General features: G+C 40.6%; 11 protein-coding genes and 1 tRNA gene. 5 read left to right on the forward strand and 7 right to left on the reverse strand.

Going from position 1 to position 17082, the window contains the following annotated elements; all coding sequences use genetic code 11:
* Window positions 1-68: 68 nt before the first annotated feature.
* The 5 genes from J8L85_RS05950 to J8L85_RS05970 all read right to left on the reverse strand — a co-directional run bounded on the left by J8L85_RS05950 (window position 69) and on the right by J8L85_RS05970 (window position 9003).
* On the reverse strand, window positions 69-743 hold the full coding sequence (locus J8L85_RS05950) for a fibronectin type III domain-containing protein (RefSeq protein WP_211015499.1): 675 nt from the start codon (window positions 741-743) through the stop codon (window positions 69-71).
* Window positions 740-3514 carry a T9SS type A sorting domain-containing protein gene (locus J8L85_RS05955; protein WP_211015502.1) on the reverse strand — a complete coding sequence of 925 codons (2775 nt, stop codon included), beginning with the start codon at window positions 3512-3514 and terminating at the stop codon, window positions 740-742. The genes J8L85_RS05950 and J8L85_RS05955 overlap by 4 nt, the downstream gene beginning before the upstream one ends.
* A 220-nt stretch (window positions 3515-3734) precedes the next feature.
* Window positions 3735-5048, reverse strand: coding sequence for a dicarboxylate/amino acid:cation symporter (locus J8L85_RS05960; protein ID WP_211015505.1), 1314 nt, complete (start codon window positions 5046-5048; stop codon window positions 3735-3737).
* Window positions 5049-5081: 33 nt separating this feature from the next.
* The gene (polA, locus tag J8L85_RS05965) at window positions 5082-7916 is read right to left on the reverse strand and encodes a DNA polymerase I (RefSeq protein WP_211015507.1); all 2835 of its coding nucleotides are present in this window, start codon (window positions 7914-7916) and stop codon (window positions 5082-5084) included.
* A 91-nt stretch (window positions 7917-8007) separates the two neighbouring features.
* Window positions 8008-9003 carry a N(4)-(beta-N-acetylglucosaminyl)-L-asparaginase gene (locus tag J8L85_RS05970; RefSeq protein WP_211015509.1) on the reverse strand — a complete coding sequence of 332 codons (996 nt, stop codon included), beginning with the start codon at window positions 9001-9003 and terminating at the stop codon, window positions 8008-8010.
* Window positions 9004-9045: 42 nt separating this feature from the next.
* Here J8L85_RS05970 and J8L85_RS05975 point away from each other — a divergent pair, with 42 nt between their 5' ends.
* The 3 genes from J8L85_RS05975 to J8L85_RS05985 all read left to right on the forward strand — a co-directional run bounded on the left by J8L85_RS05975 (window position 9046) and on the right by J8L85_RS05985 (window position 11444).
* Window positions 9046-9768 (forward strand): copper homeostasis protein CutC, encoded by a 723-nt coding sequence (locus tag J8L85_RS05975; protein ID WP_211015511.1) that lies wholly within the window; start codon window positions 9046-9048, stop codon window positions 9766-9768.
* Window positions 9769-9825: 57 nt separating this feature from the next.
* On the forward strand, window positions 9826-11055 hold the full coding sequence (locus J8L85_RS05980) for a metallophosphoesterase (RefSeq protein WP_211015513.1): 1230 nt from the start codon (window positions 9826-9828) through the stop codon (window positions 11053-11055).
* Between the two features lie 92 nt (window positions 11056-11147).
* Complete coding sequence (locus J8L85_RS05985; RefSeq protein WP_047246386.1) at window positions 11148-11444, forward strand: thioredoxin family protein; 297 nt, start codon at window positions 11148-11150, stop codon at window positions 11442-11444.
* A gap of 53 nt (window positions 11445-11497) precedes the next feature.
* On the opposite strand, the gene J8L85_RS05990 is transcribed toward J8L85_RS05985, so the two are convergent.
* The gene (locus J8L85_RS05990) at window positions 11498-14815 is read right to left on the reverse strand and encodes a DUF2723 domain-containing protein (protein WP_211015515.1); all 3318 of its coding nucleotides are present in this window, start codon (window positions 14813-14815) and stop codon (window positions 11498-11500) included.
* 165 nt (window positions 14816-14980) lie between these two features.
* Between J8L85_RS05990 and J8L85_RS05995 the strand changes: the two genes are divergently transcribed.
* Together J8L85_RS05995 and J8L85_RS06000 are read left to right on the forward strand one after the other, a co-directional pair.
* A tRNA-Gln gene (locus J8L85_RS05995) sits at window positions 14981-15051 on the forward strand.
* Between the two features lie 267 nt (window positions 15052-15318).
* Window positions 15319-15660, forward strand: coding sequence for a hypothetical protein (locus J8L85_RS06000; protein WP_211015517.1), 342 nt, complete (start codon window positions 15319-15321; stop codon window positions 15658-15660).
* Between the two features lie 11 nt (window positions 15661-15671).
* Here J8L85_RS06000 and J8L85_RS06005 read toward each other — a convergent pair whose 3' ends face one another.
* The gene (locus J8L85_RS06005) at window positions 15672-17009 is read right to left on the reverse strand and encodes a cation:proton antiporter (RefSeq protein WP_348771729.1); all 1338 of its coding nucleotides are present in this window, start codon (window positions 17007-17009) and stop codon (window positions 15672-15674) included.
* Between the last annotated feature and the right edge of the window lie 73 nt (window positions 17010-17082).

Here is a 17082-nt window from a genome sequence, read left to right on the forward strand (position 1 = left end):
GGTTTCCGGCAAAAACAAAAAGGCACCTTTTTAGGTGCCTTTTTTAGGTTATGGAATGCTTAGTTTTTCTAATATTCAAATACCTTAAGGCTTGTAGAGGTATTGTTGTTATTGTCGCGAGAAATTACTTTAACGGTGTACTCGGTTCCGCTGGTTATAGCATAGCTATTAATGGACGTATCTTCCGTGTTTTCTAGTAAAAGCTCCAAGTTGTCACTTTTTCCGACATAAACATCGTAGTTTTTTAGGTCGTTGTCCAGATCTTCGGCCGTCCATGAAATCTTAACGGTATTATCGTTGTTGTCTTCAATGGTAATGTTGGCCGGAAAAGGAGCATAGTTGTCCACTGCGATACCCTCTGAGTAAAAATTCCATTGCTCGCTCTTTTTGCTCTGATCTCCGAAAATGGCGGTCACTGTCCATGAAAATTGTGTGTTCTTTGGCAGTGTTACCGTTTTTTCGGTGGTTGTACTAGAGGTGTTTATAACATTTCCTGAGTCCTGATTTGTAATCTGGATCTCGTAAGAGGTGGCATTTTTCGCTGTTGACCATAAAAACTCGATAGAGGTTTCACTGGTGCCTACGTCGGTGCCTTCCGTACAAACTAAGTTGTTATCGGGAAAAATAAGGTTAAAGTCGCCTAGCTCGTTTGTTCCATTGTTGGGTTCTGGAGAATCGCTATCGCTACCGCCACATGAACTTAACAAGATGAGGCCTATAAATAATTTTATCGCTGTTTTCATTTTTTGATAAGTTTTGTTTGAACGTCTTGTTCCTTAGATTTAATATTGATGTAGTAAAGGCCTGTGGGCAACTCTGTAACGGGTACTTTAAGACTTCCGTTTTCTATAGGAAGTGTAAGTGACTTCAATAGATTGCCGCCCGTATTGGTTATAGAAATAGTTGCTTTGTCAGAATTCTTCAGTCCGATAATATTGGCCTCGTCCGCAGTTACCGGGTTCGGGGAAACCATTGCATGGTTTAGAACGTACGTTTCTTCATATTCTCCTTGGCAACTTTTATCGGTTTTGGCAAGAATGGTATTCACTCCTTTTTCTAGTTCAAAGGTTAATTCATGAATACCCGTATCGTTAAAAGAGTAATTGAGTTCTTTATTGTTTACCCTAACGGTGTAATTTTTGCTTCCAGATACAACAAGCTTTGCAGTTTTGTTCTTTTCGTTTACAACTGCCTTACCAGAGGTAAAAGCTTCCGGACTATTTATATTTACCGAAGAGCAACGTTCAAAATTAGGAGTATTGGGCATGTAGACACATACGTTATAGGTGCCTTGGGCCAAGCCTGATATTTTAAGGCCTTCGGTGGTGTCAATGTCGGAGAAGGTCTCGTTAAAAGAATCTCCTTCGACTACAACTTGGTAATCATATGCCTTATCAAAAGAGATGGTTATTTCCCCGTTGTCGGTATCTTCACATGAAGTACTGGTAGTCAAAATCTGAATATCGTCGTTCTGTGAAACTAGAATGTTGACTGCGTTTGTTTCTAGGGTAAGCCCAGGCACATTAGGGTTGGTGATCGTGCATATGTACGATCCAGAATCATCTTCTGAAATATCGCTTAGGTTTAATGTGTTTGAATCTTGTCCGCTTAAAATGGACCCGTCTTTTTTCCATTGGTATATGTTATTTTCACTTTCGGTATTGGTAACCTGAAGTTGAAAATTTGACCCTTTGTCTACAATAAAAGATTCTCCTAGGTCTATATTTCTTTGTGGGTCATAATCTAAATCTACACTGTTTGTGTCGTAAGTGGCAATTACATTTTCAATGTTCTTAAAGTTGAAATTGTTACCATAGATATTTACGTCCGCCCCGGTGACACTGATCACGGGTATGTCTCCTGATAGATAGTTATAGCTTAGACCTAGAACAAGCAAGTTTGTTAGGCTTTCGAAAGACGCGGGTATCTGTCCGCTGATTTTATTGTCATGGGCCTGGAATATGGTAAGTTCTGTAAGAGCGTCAAAAACATCTGGAAGCGCCCCCGTAATATTCCCGTTTCTGGCTTCGAAAACCTTTAGTTTGGTCAGGTTTTGAATTTCTGTAGGTATAGGCCAAGGATCGAGTGATGTTAGTTTTTCTACTTTCAGGGTAGTTAAATTAGTAAGATTCCATATTTCGGAAGGAAACGAGCCACTGAAATCGTTAGAATCTAGATAAAGGGTTTTAAGATTCGTTAGATTTCCTATTTGCGATGAAATCTGTCCCGAAAATTCATTGTGGGATAGGGTTAAATTTTCCAAAGAAGTAATATCCCATAATACATCTGGCAGTTCTCCCGAAAAATTGTTGTAACCCAAACTTAAGGTTTTTAGATTGGTGAGTCCGCTGAAAGAACTGGGTATTGTGCCAGTAATATCATTGGATGATACGTTCAGTTCGTTCAATGTAAAAAGGTTTCCCAGCTCTTGGGGAATTTCACCTGAAATACTATTATTTGACAAGTTTATTGATTTGATAGATGCTAGATCCCCCAGTTCTTTTGGAATACTGCCATTAAGCTGATTGTCCCTAAGATTAATAGTTTCCAAGGTGTTTAAATTGCTTATCGAAGACGGAATGGATCCTGTAAACTGGTTGCCGTCAAGGAATATTTCTCTTATCGAGGTTAACTGATCTATGTTGTTGGAAATTTCTCCTGATAAATCGTTCTGTTTTAGATTGATGACCTCTAGGTTGGTTAATTCAAAAAGCGCTTCTGGAATCTCCCCCTCAATAGCATTTGCAGGAAGGTTAAAGTCTTCTAAATAAGTAAGGTCACCAATTTCGGATGGTATTGTTCCAGTAAGATTATTGTCTGGTAATACCAAATAGCGGACCCTGTTTTCTGAGTTTAGCGTTACACCGAACCAAGTGCTCATATCAGCGCTTAGGTCCCAAGGGGTAGTCCAATTGTCGCCGTTCGTAGCATTGTAAAATGCCACCAAGGCGTCTCTGTCCGTATTGGTACTGGTAGTTTTTTCGGTAATAACGGCATTGTCCAAAATAATCTCCGCACTTGCAGAAGCGCCTGTTATGGTAATGTCAAAATTATGGGTAGCGTCATAAGAGGATGTAAATTCATAGCTTAAAGTCAGCCATTCACCCGAATTTAAGTTAGATGCAAACTCTTCGTCTTCAAGATAAAAGTCATCTCTTAGAAGGGTTGCCTTAATTTTTGTGATCGATCCTGTTACAATCTTGTAATCAAATGAAATGGAGTAGGTTTTGTCCTTTTCAAAAGTAAGGTCGTTCGATGGTGTTGCGGCGCTCAATTGAGCAAAGTACCCACTACTACCACTTCTGTTGGTCTGTAGTTTTACCGCATAGTCGCCATCAGTGGCGTCTGTAACCTTGGCTCTGGTTGTTTGGTAATGAATATACCAATCATCAAAATTTTCTGAAGCAACCGTAAATGAGCTTTCAAAACTGGGATTCTTTAAAAGATTGGTCTGTGCGTAACCGAATAAAGAAAACAGTAAGAAAATTAGGGGAACTAAGTAAATTTTCTTCATAAAAAGTATGTTGTTGATTAAATTATGTGGGATAAATATAATTGGTCAAATAATTTTTTTAACAAAATTTTCGATGAAATTTAAAAAATTATTTGGTCTTGTTATTAATTTTTAAATACCAAGATCTATATTTAAAAAAGTGCTAAATACGTTGTTTTCTTATCCTAAAAGTTTGAAAATAGGTGGTAAAATAGTATGTGTAAAAAGATGGGGTGCCGACTTATGGCCCTTCGTTTTGTTCGCTGCCGTAAAACCTATTGAAGATGAGGCAGGCGGTTAGGTCTCCAGTGACGTTCACCGAAGTTCTGAACATTCCTAAAATGCGGTCTATACCTATGATGACGATGAGGCCGTCTACAGGAATTCCCGAGCTCTGTAGTACCGAGGCAAGAACAATGACCCCACCACCGGGAATGGCCGGTGTTCCTATAGAGGCCGCCACAACCGTAAAAGTAATCAGCAATAGGTTCATTATGGTCAGTTCTATGCCGTAGGCCTGGGCCATGAACAACGTGGTTACACATTGGAACAGGGCTGTGCCGTCCATATTTATAGTGGCACCGACGGGGATAACAAAATCGCGGATATGGGAAGAAATCCCTAATTTTTCATCTGCCGTTTTCATCGATAAGGGCATCACAGCGGCCGAACTGGCTGTGGAGAAGGCCAGTAGTTGGGGTTCTTTAATTGCTTTTAGAAACTTTAGTGGACTCTGTTTGCCGACTACCAAGACCATAAGCAAATAGAATAGCAATAAGAGTAACAACCCCAAGATTACAACGCCCATGTAGTATCCGAGTCCCAAAAATATTTCGAAACCCGTTCTGGACAATAAGGCGGCAATTAAACCAAAAACTGCATAAGGCACCAGTGCCATGGCCCATGACACGACGATCATACATATTTTCTGTACCGCTTCGGAAAAACGGATAATGGGCCTTGCGATGTCGTCTTGTAGTTGGGTAATGGCGACGCCGATTATAATGGTAAAGATCACTACGCCGAGCATCTCTCCCGTTAAAATGGACTCCAATGGATTGTTGGGGATGAGATTAGAGATGGTATTCGGAATATTATCCATAAGGTTGGTCTGTTCTACGGGGATGGTTCCGCTTTCATTGCTGTTTGGAAAACCGCCCAACGATAAAACATATTGGCCAGGTTTTAGTATTAGGGTTACGAACAAACCTAAGATTATGGCTACTGCCGTGGTGAAGATGAAATAGAGCAATAAACGAAGTCCGAAAGATTTTAGGTTTTCCGAGGTATTGCTTACGATTCCCGTCAATATCGATGTAAATATCAACGGAATCATGATCATCTGAACCAGACGCATGAAGATTTGGCCGGGCAGATCTAGCCAATCGGCCAACCGAAGACTGACTTCCTCCGTTAATAGTCCCGTTGACGGATTAAGTAATACACCGGCTCCCGCCCCCAAAACGAGTCCCACGATTACCTTGAGCCATAGTTGTCCCTTTATAAGACGGTCCAAGTGCTCAGATAAATGGTTGATAGGCCTAAATTCTATCATGACGTTTACGCTGTTTAAGACGTGGGTATATGATTAATGGGCCTCGAGCCAATTATGGCCTATGCCTACCTCTACATCCAAGGGGACCGATAGTTCAAAGGCATTTTGCATTTCAGACTGTATCATTGTCTTAAGTTCGTCCAGTTCGGGCTTAAAAATGTCAAAGACCAATTCATCATGTACTTGTAAGAGCATTTTAGATTTAAAGTTGCCCTCGCTAAGCTTTTTATGAATGTTGATCATAGCTATTTTTATGATGTCGGCGGCACTTCCTTGAATAGGGGCGTTGACGGCATTTCGTTCGGCCGCTCCGCGTACAATGGCATTGCTGCCGTTAATGTCCTTTAAATACCTGCGTCTGCCCAAAACCGTTTGCACATACCCATGTTCACGGGCAAAATCGATTTGCTCACTGATGTAGTTCCTCAGTTTGGGGTAGGTTTTGTAATAGGTGTCTATGAGTTCCTTGGCTTCCGAACGCGAGAGGTCGGTTTGGTTGCTGAGGCCAAAGGCCGAAACTCCGTAAATGATACCGAAATTAACGGTTTTGGCATTGCTTCGCTGTTCGCGGGTCACTTCCTCAAGGGGTACGTTGAATACTTTTGAGGCGGTAGAGGCGTGAATGTCCTCGCCATTTTTAAACGCCTCGATCATGGTAGTCTCCTCACTTAGGGCGGCAATGATCCGCAATTCTATCTGGGAGTAATCCGCGGCCAATAAAACATAGTTTTCATCCTTAGGTACAAAGGCCTTACGTACCTGTCTACCCCGTTCCGTTCGTATCGGAATGTTTTGAAGGTTGGGGTTGTTGCTGCTCAGACGGCCCGTTGCGGCAACGGTCTGCATGTAATCGGTATGTATGCGTCCGGTGGCCGGTTGTACCTGCTCCGGCAACGCATCTATATAGGTGCTCTTAAGTTTTGCCAGTCCCCGGTACTCCAATACGTCCCTAATGATCTCATGGTCTTTGGCCAAATACGAAAGTACGTCCTCTGAGGTAGAATACTGTCCGGTTTTGGTCTTCTTGGGTTTGTCCACCAATTTCATTTTGTTGAAGAGGATCTCTCCCAATTGTTTTGGAGACCCGATATTGAATTCCTCACCGGCGGCTTCGTAAATTTTTCCTTCTAGGTTTTTAATGTCATTGTTCAGGTCTTCGGACAGGGAGTTCAGAAACTTTTCGTCAAGTTTGATCCCCTCCAGTTCCATATCGGCAAGAACCCTCAGTAGCGGAATTTCTATAGTGTTGAAAAGGTCTTCCGTTTTTGCTTCGGCAAGTTCGGGTCTAAAATGTTCTGCCAATTGAAGGGTGATATCCGCATCTTCTACTGCATATTCGGTTTGTTGCTCCAAAGGAACATCGCGCATATTCAATTGGTTCTTTCCTTTTTTACCTATCAGCTCGGTAATGGAGACCGGTGTATAATTGAGGTAGGTTTCCGATAGCACATCCATATTGTGGCGCATATCGGGGTTGATCAAATAATGGGCCAACATGGTATCAAAGAGTTTTCCCTTAACCTGTATATTGTATTTGTGCAGTACCTTGATGTCGTACTTTAGGTTTTGTCCGATCTTTTCGATGTCCTCCGATTCAAAAAAAGGCCGTAGTTGCTCAATCAGTTGTTGGGCCTCTTCTTTGTCCTCTGGAAAAGGGAGGTAGAAACCTTTAGTGGCTTCCCAAGAAAAGGCAATACCGACCAATTGGGCTTCCAAAGGATTCAATGAAGTGGTTTCAGTGTCGAAACATACCGATGTTTGCTTCATTAAATTCTGAAGAAAAAGTTTCATGGCCATTCCCGGGGTCACACTTTGATAGGCGTGCGCTACGTCTTTAATCGTTTTTCTGCTAGAGCTGTCTTTCATGGTGGCAGGTGATGCCCCGTCGCCACCAAATAACGAAAACTGGCCACTACCAGCTGATGAAGACGATTTTTTTGGGGTCGGTGTGCCATTTTCTTGGGATGCGTCAGCTGCTGCTTCCTTTGAGAATAATTTTATGAATTGGTCCTTGAGTCTTCTAAATTCGAGCTCCTCAAAAATTTCCTGCACTTTTTCGGCGTCGGGTACAGACATTTCATAGTCTTTGGCGTCAAAGGTAACGTCGCATTCGGTACAGATGGTAGCCAGTTTTTTGGAAAGCAGACCGAGTTCTTTGTGTTCTTCCACCTTTTCCTTCATCTTGCCTTTTAGCTGGTCGGTATTTTCAAGAAGTCCTTCCATAGATCCGAACTGGGCAATGAATTTTTTGGCGGTCTTGTCCCCCACACCGGGTAACCCGGGAATGTTATCACTGGCGTCTCCCATCATGCCCAAATAGTCGATTACCTGCTCGGGGCGTTCCACTCCAAAACGCTTCTGGACTTCGGGAATACCCCAAATTTCAATACCATTGCCCATTCTTGCCGGGCGGTACATGAAAATATTCTCGGAGACCAACTGGCCAAAATCCTTATCAGGGGTTACCATATATACTTTATAATCTTCTTTCTCGGCCTGTTTGGCCAAAGTGCCTATGATGTCATCTGCTTCCCAGCCTTCCAATACCACCGAGGGAATATGCATGGCCTTGAGAATATCTTGAATGTAGGGCACCGCGATACGGATGGCGTCGGGTGTTTCGTCTCTGTTGGCCTTGTATTCGGGAAAAAGTTCGGTGCGTTCCGCACTGCCACCTTTGTCGAAACATACGGCGAGGTGATCGGGTTTTTCACGTCTGATCACATCAAAAAGAGAATTCATAAAACCCATAATGGCACTGGTGTCCATTCCTTTGGAATTTATTCTGGGGTTCTTAATAAGTGCGTAATATCCTCGGAAAATCAGTGCATATGCGTCTAGTAGAAAAAGTCTTTTTTGTTCTGCCATTTTTAATGATTAAAAGTGCGACGATAAAAGTACGAAGTTTGATTCGAAAGCGCGTAGAAATGCTCGAATTGTACTATGATCACCTATGTTTTTAAGCCTTTAAATAACTGTTCGCCGGATTGTTTGTATGTCCGTCATTAGTATAGGTGCGGTAAGAGAAGCCTGGGTGAATGCAATAAGCGCCCGTTTCGCCCTTTTTGTTTACTGCTATAAAGCCAATTTGAAAATCTTGTTTGTCCTTGTTCTTGGCAATGATTCTTTTTACACCTTCTTCACATGCTTCTTGTGGTGACTTGCCTTGTCTCATTAACTCTACGATCAAGAAACTGCCCACGGTCCGTACTACTTCTTCGCCAACACCGGTAGCGGTGGCACCGCCTACTTCATTGTCTACAAATAAACCGGCGCCTATTATTGGGGAGTCGCCAACTCTGCCGGCCATTTTGTACGCCATACCACTAGTAGTACAGGCCCCAGAAATATCTCCGTTTTTGTCAATGGCCAACATACCTATGGTGTCATGGTTTTCTATATTTATTATGGGTTTGTATTTCGATGTCTTTTTCCATTCCAACCATTCTTGTTTTGACTTTTCTGTCAGTAGGTCTGTCTTTTTAAATCCTTGTTCATAGGCAAACTGTTCGGCACCTTTTCCTACCAACATCACATGCGGTGTTTCTTCCATGACCTTTCTTGCTACCGATATGGGGTTGGCAATATTTTCAATGGCCAATACCGCACCGCAGTTGGCATCTTTGTCCATGATACAGGCGTCTAAGGTTACGTTGCCGTCCCTATCCGGCCTACCCCCGTTACCAACGGTTTGGTTGTCCAAATTGTTTTCTTCTACCATGACCCCTTGGTGAACGGCATCTAAAGAATTTCCACCTTCTTTTAGCACTTCCCAGGCCTTGGCCGTCGCATTCCCGAAATCCCAGGTGCAAATAGCTATCGGAATATTTTCTTTGTCGGTCTCCGGTTTGTCCGTTTTGCTGGGGGCGGTTTCATTGCAAGAAGCTAATATGGGGGCAGATAATATTCCTGCGGTTATGGTACTCGAATTTTTAAGAAATTTTCTTCTTTTCATAGACATGGTTCTTTACTTTTAATGAAATCTAAATATAATAATATGCTTGTAGAAGTATGTGCCAATTCTTTGGAATCTGCGTTGAATGCGCAAAAGGCCGGTGCTGATAGAATTGAACTTTGTTCAGAGCTGGCAGTGGGCGGTATTACCCCCTCTTACGGATTATTGAAATTGATAAGAGAGCAAATTTCTATACCTGTTCATGTTTTAATACGGCCAAGAAGTGGTGATTTTACCTATTCGGACCTTGAGTTTGAAATTATGATGAGAGATATTTCTTTGTGTGTAGAAATGGGGTTTGATGGTGTTGTTTCTGGAGTTTTACATAAAGATTATAGCTTGGATGGGAAGAGGACCGAGGATTTAGTGAGGGCTTCCGCTAATTTGAATTTTACGTTTCATAGGGCTTTTGATTGGGTGCGCCAACCATTGCATACGCTTCGTTCACTAGAGGATATGGGGGTGAGTTATGTGCTTACCTCTGGTCAAAAGAAATCGGCATTAGCAGGTATCGAATTGTTGCAAGAGCTCAATGGGCGTGCTTCTAATATTGTGGTCATGCCCGGAAGTGGAATTAACGATAACAATGCGGCAGTGTTTAAAGAAAAGGGCTTTAAGGCCGTGCATTTATCGGGAACCAAATTACAACAGACGTTGTTGGAGGATCCTTTGGTTTCAATGAATTCCTCTTCGTTTATGAACGATGATAAAATAGCGATAACCAGCACAGAAACTATTAAAGCTGTTGTAGATAAGGTTAAATAAAAACCAAAAGCAACGTATGGTAGCATTTCAAAAAATATCTTTGTAAAAAAAAGAAGTATGCTTCGTTGGATCATCTTTGTAGTAGTATATCTAGGGTTAAGTTTTTATATAGTGCAAGCACTTAGGTCTCTCTTTAGGCAGCCTTGGGTATATCTTTTATATATAGTGGTGTCACTTGCTATATTGATAAATTTTATATATCAATTTACAGCAGGCGAAGAGGCAGGTCGGGTATTAAGTAGACCTAAGAGTTATGCCTTTGGTCTATTATTGACGATGTTGTCCTTTAAAGTGGTAATTATCCTTTTTCTTTTTTCCGAAGACATTTTTAGAATTTTTACAGGAGCATATCATAAAATATTTGGAGCGGACAAGGAGTTCAGCCTACCGGAACGAAGACGTTTTTTAAGTATGATAGGTCTGGGCATCGCGGCTCTTCCCTTTGGTGCTTTATTGTATGGTATGTACAAGGGTAAGTACAATTATAAAGTATTGAAGTATACGTTGGAATTTGATGATTTGCCAGAGAGTTTTGACGGGTATCGTATAACCCAGATTTCTGATATACATAGTGGAAGTTTTGATAACCGTAAAAAGATAGAATACGGTGTAAAACTTATAAATAGACAAAATAGCGACTTGCTGCTTTTTACCGGGGACATGGTGAACAATAAGACGGAAGAGATGTTGCCTTGGGCAGAGCTTTTTAGTACATTAAAAGCAAAGGACGGTAAATTCTCCATTTTGGGAAATCATGATTATGGGGATTATATAGATTGGGAAACCGAAGAATTGAAGAGGCAGAATCTAGAAGACTTAAAAAAACTACAAAAAGATATGGGGTTCGATCTTTTGTTGAACGAGCATAGGTACCTTAAAAAGGGAGCGGATAAAATTGCCTTGGTTGGAGTTGAGAACTGGGGTAGGGGCGGTTTTAAAAAAGCTGGAGACCTTAAGAAGGCCATTTCGAATATTGCCAAGGACGATTTTACGATTTTAATGAGCCATGATCCGTCGCATTGGGAAGATGAAGTGTTGCATGATGATAAGCATTTTCATTTGACCTTGAGTGGTCATACACATGGTATGCAGTTTGGTATAGAAATACCGGGATGGGTTAAATGGAGTCCGATAAAATGGCGTTACAAGTATTGGGCCGGAGTATATAAAGAGTTGGGGCAATTTATTAATGTGAACAGGGGGTTTGGGTTTTTAGGCTATCCCGGTAGAGTAGGAATTTGGCCCGAAATAACCGTGATTACCTTAAAAAAGAAGTCGTTAACATGATTTTAACTCGTGTTGAACGCCACAATAATAAGCCCTTAGATTGTATTTTAACATTTTTTACTACATTTGGCGAATAACGTAAAGCCGATTATATGTCTAAATTTGGTGAACTTATAGATTTGAATGTGCCAGTACTCTTGGATTTTTATGCGGAGTGGAACGAGCAATCAACCGCTATGCATCCTGTATTAAGAGAGGTGGCTGCTGCTATTGGTGACAAGGGCAAGGTGATTAAAATAGATGTCGACAAGAATAAAGAACTGTCACAGGCATTACGTGTCAAAGGTTTGCCCACGCTAATGATCTACAAAAAAGGCGAGATGGTCTGGCGCCAAAGTGGTGAGCAAGACGCCAATACGCTTATAGGTATTCTGAACGAATATATATAAGCGCCTTAACTTTCTTTTGTTTTTTATGAAATAGGAGTGTTTTTATGACCTGTTTATGGTCGAACACTATCATTGCTGGTATTAATAGTGTCCGACATTGATACGGTGTCTACCATATCCGGATCGTTCTCCAATTCGGTTTCTGGCATTTCTAAACTGGCATCGTCTTTATAGAAGTGTTGAAACTTGTCTATATATTCGTTGAATATTAGGGTTTCTTTCTCTGCCATGTCCTTCTCATCATTGGCTATGACCATATCTATATTTCTTCTATATGCTTCCATATCTGCAATAATATCGTCAATATGGCCATACTGCTCATCTATGCTGGTAAGGGAGTAATACTCTAACCTTTCTTGGTATTTTTTCTTTAGAAGGCTAAAAAGTTCTCTTGCCTTTTCGGTTTCTCCTACTTTGTAATATCCATCTATAAATGGTTCTACCAATGAGTAATATCCAAATTTCTCTACAGGCATATTCTTCAGCGAAATTTCGATAATATCTTTTGCCTTGTCCATCTTGTTCTCTTTGATGAGAGCTTCCATCAATCGGGCCAAATTACCTCTAAAAGATACACTCTGTATTCTTGTTTGTGTGTCGTGATAGATGTCTCCACCGGCATTTCCCCAATCCCAGTTGGTGACAATATCGTACATCAAGTCGGTATCTATTCTTCCCATTTCAAAAGAATTGGGTCTTTCTGTTCTTATAGGGACCAGTTTATAGGCAAGACCATCCAATTGTAGGTAATCTTTCATCCAAATGTATTCCGCATCGTCGAAACTTCCTCCAGAAAAATATAAAGGCCTTTTCCAGTCATTATTGGCCAAAATATCCAACATCATCATACTTTTTTTGGTGATTGCACCAGGTAGGTCTATGTCTATATAATCTACGATGAGGGCAGAATCTTTTGGTTTTACCAGACCGCTTTCCAATACATTTTTCTTGTTAACGGGCACCCTTATTTTATTGGTAGGGTAGTACACTATGTTCTGGGTGTTTTCAGAATAAGCACTTAAATCCGCCCCCTGCTGTTCAAAAAGGTACTTTAATTTGGTCCTGGGCTTGTCGCTGTCGATCCAGTTGATAAAATCTTTTATGTTCCATCTGTTTTCTGTAATACCTTGGTGGTATAGCACATCGCGATTACCCCAGCGGTATTTCTCGTGCTCTATTTGAGAAGGTATAGGGTCGCTCTCGTAGGCTTTTTTCTTCATTTGATCTACATACCAGTCGGTCTCGAACAAACTGGTACAAACTATTCTTACATCTGTACGGTAGCCCTCTATTTCTTGTGCATACCAAAGGGGAAAGGTGTCGTTGTCGCCGATCGTAAACAAAATAGCTCCTGCATCTTCTTGGCAAGAATCCAAATATGCTTTGGCAGATGAATTTGCCGTAAAGCGGTTAGATCGGTCGTGGTCGTCCCAATTTTGTACCGCCATAACCGTAGGCACGGCTAAAAGGCAGATGACAACTACTACAGGGGCCAAGACTTTTGGGGTCAACCAATCTTTAAATCCGTCATAAAGACCGTAAACACCAATACCGATCCAAATGGCAAAAATGTAAAACGATCCTACCAAAGAATAATCTCTTTCCCTAGGCTGAAAAATACCGGGGTTGGTGTAAAACTGAATTGCCAGTCCCGTGAAAAGGAAGAACACCAGTAAGACCCAAAATTGTTTCGGGTTTTTTGATACTTGGAAAACAATACCGATAATACCCAATATTAAAGGTAAAAAGAAATAGGTATTGCGGCCTGGGTTGTTTTTTATGTCGCTTGGTAGGTTGTCTTGACTTCCCAACCTTGCGCTGTCGATAAAATTAATACCGCTTAACCAGTTTCCGTTATCGTTGTACCGTCCTTGTACGTCGTTCTGTTTGCCGACAAAATTCCACATAAAATAACGTAGGTACATGTAGTTGAACTGGAACTCCACCATGTATTTAATGTTATCCCATACAGATGGTGGCTCTACCTCTATGTAATCACTAAAGCGTTTTAGAAAACTAATGTATTGTTCCGCATCTATTTCTCCATTGGCGAAACCTGTTTTTACTTGATTGGCAGCTTCCCTGAGCTCTGCATTGGATTCTGTCAACCTAAAATCCAATGGACCAAAATAACGCATATAATTTGCTGCATTTTGCGAACTCCACATTCTTGGAAGAAAACCTTGGTGCTTAGGGTTGGGGCCCTGTTCCGATTTTTTGTATTTGTTTACGATGATGTATTTCCCCAGGGTATAGTCTTTTTCGTACTTGGGCTTACCGTCCCTGTCCTCTCCCGGAGGGGCGAACATGTCAGAGTAATAGGTTCCGTAAATTGGGCTGTCTACCCCAGGGTATTGTTCCCTGTTGTAGTAGGCCAATAGGGCACGGGCATCCTCAGGGTTGTTTTCGTTGATGACTACTTTGGCGTTCGCACGTATAGGTAACATTAACCATGAAGAAAATCCTAAAAACAAGAACATTAAACAAAGAACTATTGTGTTTCCTGTTTTGTAATTGTTTTTTCGGGTGTAGTTTAACCCGAAGTAAAAAGCCGCTATAAATAAAATACCTATAATAATGGATCCAGAATTAAAGGGAAGTCCGATACTATTGACAAAAAATACTTCTCCCCACCCGAATAATTTTAATACGTAGGTCAATGAGAATTTATAGACCAACATTAAAATGGCTATAACAGCGATGTTTGCCAATAAAAAGTTCTTTATGGTCGTTTTTTTATACGTTTTAAAGTAATAAAGTAGACCTACCGATGGGATAGCCAAAAAGCCCATAAATTGAACCCCGAAGGTTAAGCCTATTACGAAAGATATAAGTATGAGCCATCTGTTTCCTCTAGGGTCGTCTAGGTTATCCGTCCATTTTAATCCAAGCCATAACAATAATGCCATTATAAAACTTGCCATGGCGTATACCTCTGTTTCTACGGCATTGAACCAAAAACTGTCGGAATAGGTAAATGCCAAAGAACCTATTAAGCCACTTCCTAGAACGGCAATAGCTTTGCTATTGGTCAATTCACCTTCTTTGTCTATTAATTTTCGGGTAATATTGGTAATGGTCCAAAACATGAACAAGATTGTAAATGCACTGGAGACACCAGAAACAAGGTTTACCATCATCGCAACCTGACTGGGGTCGAAAGCGAACATGGCAAAAAAGGCTCCGATCATTTGTAGTAAAGGAGCTCCCGGTGGGTGGCCTACCTGAAGTTTGGCCGCCGTAGCGATATATTCACCGGCATCCCAAAAACTGTTGGTCGGTTCAACGGTTATGAAATATGTAACAAGTGCTATAAAAAATACGGCCCACCCAAGAAGGGTATTCCATTTGTTGAAGTTCTTTGAAAACATGTAACCTAGGTTAAAGCTATCTGGCGAATTTAATAATTTAAATATAGATCGCCCCATTATTTTTATAAACCTTTAACAGGTGATTTTGATCAATTTTAATTTTTGCTCAAAAAAATATTTGTGCAAACCAAACTTTGTTTTAAATTTGCACGCTCTTAGAGGTATTGGCCCATGGTGTAATGGTAACACTCCGGTTTTTGGTACCGTCATTCTAGGTTCGAGTCCTAGTGGGCCAACTAAGAAGTTTTAAAGCCCGGTCGTCTGATGATGACCGGGCTTTTTTGTTCGCTGCAGTTGATTAGGATTCACTGTTTTAGTCATTATGATAGTGTCTTTGTAAAATGTTATTTGTCGGAAGAATATCAATTTAAACGGAGATTTATCACTCTAAAAACCGATATTTTGTACATTGCCGGTCGAATGAGTTAAGGATTTAGTGAAAATAGTACTTGGTTCATTCGGGTCTCTGTTAGTTTTGCCCCCACTCTATAAACTAATTTAATATGAAGTTAACCGAAAAAAAATTAAAGATAATCTTGGTGGTTGTGCTGCTAGGTTTTGGAGTTGGATTTTATCTTCAAGATCTACAACATCAAAAAAGCACACAACATGCTTGGAAAGCGAATAGGTATAACCTTTCCAGGTTCGAAAAGATTACTGAATACAATAAGCAGATGAATTCCGGTAACTGGAGGGTGATGAGGGACAGTATTCAGGACCAATTGGATACCTTGATGATCTTAAGGTTTAGAAAAGAGGTTGACAGTATTAACTCTATAACGCAGAAAGAAGGCGGTGTTAACAAAGCTGGCTTTTTTAGCGATGAAATTTTAAGTGAACGCTAGTATGTCGTTCTTTATGGAATAGTATCCTCGTTGTCCGGGATCTTATCTTCCGTTGATTCGATGCCGTTCGAATTTATTTTTTCCTTTAGGATGTCTTCGGCGGTGTTTCTTTCTTCATATTGTTCGTCTATTTCATCCAATAAAGAACCTATTTTACGTTTATCCTTTATCATGGCCCAAGTCATAATTAAACTGGTCGCTATAATTACGAATAATAGTATGCCCGATTCAAATTCCGCTACCTGTGCTTCTTTAGGTATTGCGTAAAATAGTAAAATGGTGATGAGTCCTCTTGGGGCAATAAATAACTGGGGGAAAATATCTCTGCCGATCAACACTCTTAATATTAAAAAACGAATCAGGTATATAGATACAATGATAAGAAGGCTTATTAGGGTAACTTTAAAACTTAACAATGAGCTAAGTACAATGGTGATGCCGAATATGACGAAGAAAAATGTGCGTATTACAAAAGCCGTCTCCAAAGTTATTATATGGAGTTCGTGGTAGATCTGTTTTATTTTATCGGTATCTAGAAAAACTTTTGCCTTGCCAGGGAAAAACAAATGGGCATTTTTAACAATAAGTCCAAAGACGAGGATGATTATGAGCGACGATAAATGTAATTTTTTTCCAATGGCATACAATAATAGCAATACCGCTATTAGTAAAAATAATTTGGCTTGGCTCTTTATTTTTTGAAATATTAAAATTATGGCATAACTCGCTACAATGGCGATTGCTATGGTCAGGGCTATGTTTCCGATGAAGCCAACGGCACCTGCATCTTCGCTCGGATTCAGTCCTTCGATAAGGAAATAGAACATCATTATGCCCATTATATCGGAGAAGGTGCTTTCGTATATGTGGAACTCTTTCTTTTTTTCGGACAAACCCCCGACGCTCGGTATAATTATGGCGCTCGACAGTATGGATAGTGGTGTGGCGTAGATCAATGCCGATTGCATGCTCATTTCAGCAATAAACAGCTGAAGAATAAAGGCGGCCGTATAGGCGGATGCCAGTAACCCGATAAGCGCAATGGACATAGATTTTAATATAGGTACTATTTTGTCTTTCTTAAGTTCCAATTCCAATGCCGCTTCGAGAACGATCATGATCAACCCTACCGTTCCGAGTATTTTTAGGCTTTCAAGAAAATCAGGTACACTTCCGAAGAAATAACTAAGGGTCAGGTTCAGAAAGATACCTAAGACTATAAGCATAAGTACAGAGGGTATGTTGGTTCTTTTGCTGATGACATTGAACCAAAAGGAAATGATAACGATTATTGAGGCGGTGATGATAAAATCGTACGTGGTAAGTGCTTCCATAAATTTAAGTTCCAAGTTGCTAAAGGTAAAAAAAGAAGGGTGGTTTTAATTTTTGTTTTTTTAATTTTTTTTGAAAATGGTATAATTT

The organism is Maribacter sp. MMG018 (assembly GCF_018100785.1).
GTDB lineage: Bacteria > Bacteroidota > Bacteroidia > Flavobacteriales > Flavobacteriaceae > Maribacter.

What these genes read in the sequence shown, in the direction of transcription:
- J8L85_RS05955 (WP_211015502.1), bottom strand. Translation starts at nt 3,514, where the DNA reads ATGAAGAAAATTTACTTAGTTCCCCTAATTTTCTTACTGTTTTCTTTA.
- J8L85_RS05985 (WP_047246386.1), top strand. Translation starts at nt 11,148, where the DNA reads ATGTCTAAATTTGGTGAACTTATAGATTTGAATGTGCCAGTACTCTTG.
- J8L85_RS05980 (WP_211015513.1), top strand. Translation starts at nt 9,826, where the DNA reads ATGCTTCGTTGGATCATCTTTGTAGTAGTATATCTAGGGTTAAGTTTT.
- J8L85_RS05975 (WP_211015511.1), top strand. Translation starts at nt 9,046, where the DNA reads ATGCTTGTAGAAGTATGTGCCAATTCTTTGGAATCTGCGTTGAATGCG.
- J8L85_RS05950 (WP_211015499.1), bottom strand. Translation starts at nt 743, where the DNA reads ATGAAAACAGCGATAAAATTATTTATAGGCCTCATCTTGTTAAGTTCA.
- J8L85_RS05960 (WP_211015505.1), bottom strand. Translation starts at nt 5,048, where the DNA reads ATGATAGAATTTAGGCCTATCAACCATTTATCTGAGCACTTGGACCGT.
- J8L85_RS06000 (WP_211015517.1), top strand. Translation starts at nt 15,319, where the DNA reads ATGAAGTTAACCGAAAAAAAATTAAAGATAATCTTGGTGGTTGTGCTG.
- J8L85_RS05970 (WP_211015509.1), bottom strand. Translation starts at nt 9,003, where the DNA reads ATGAAAAGAAGAAAATTTCTTAAAAATTCGAGTACCATAACCGCAGGA.
- polA (WP_211015507.1), bottom strand. Translation starts at nt 7,916, where the DNA reads ATGGCAGAACAAAAAAGACTTTTTCTACTAGACGCATATGCACTGATT.
- J8L85_RS05990 (WP_211015515.1), bottom strand. Translation starts at nt 14,815, where the DNA reads ATGTTTTCAAAGAACTTCAACAAATGGAATACCCTTCTTGGGTGGGCC.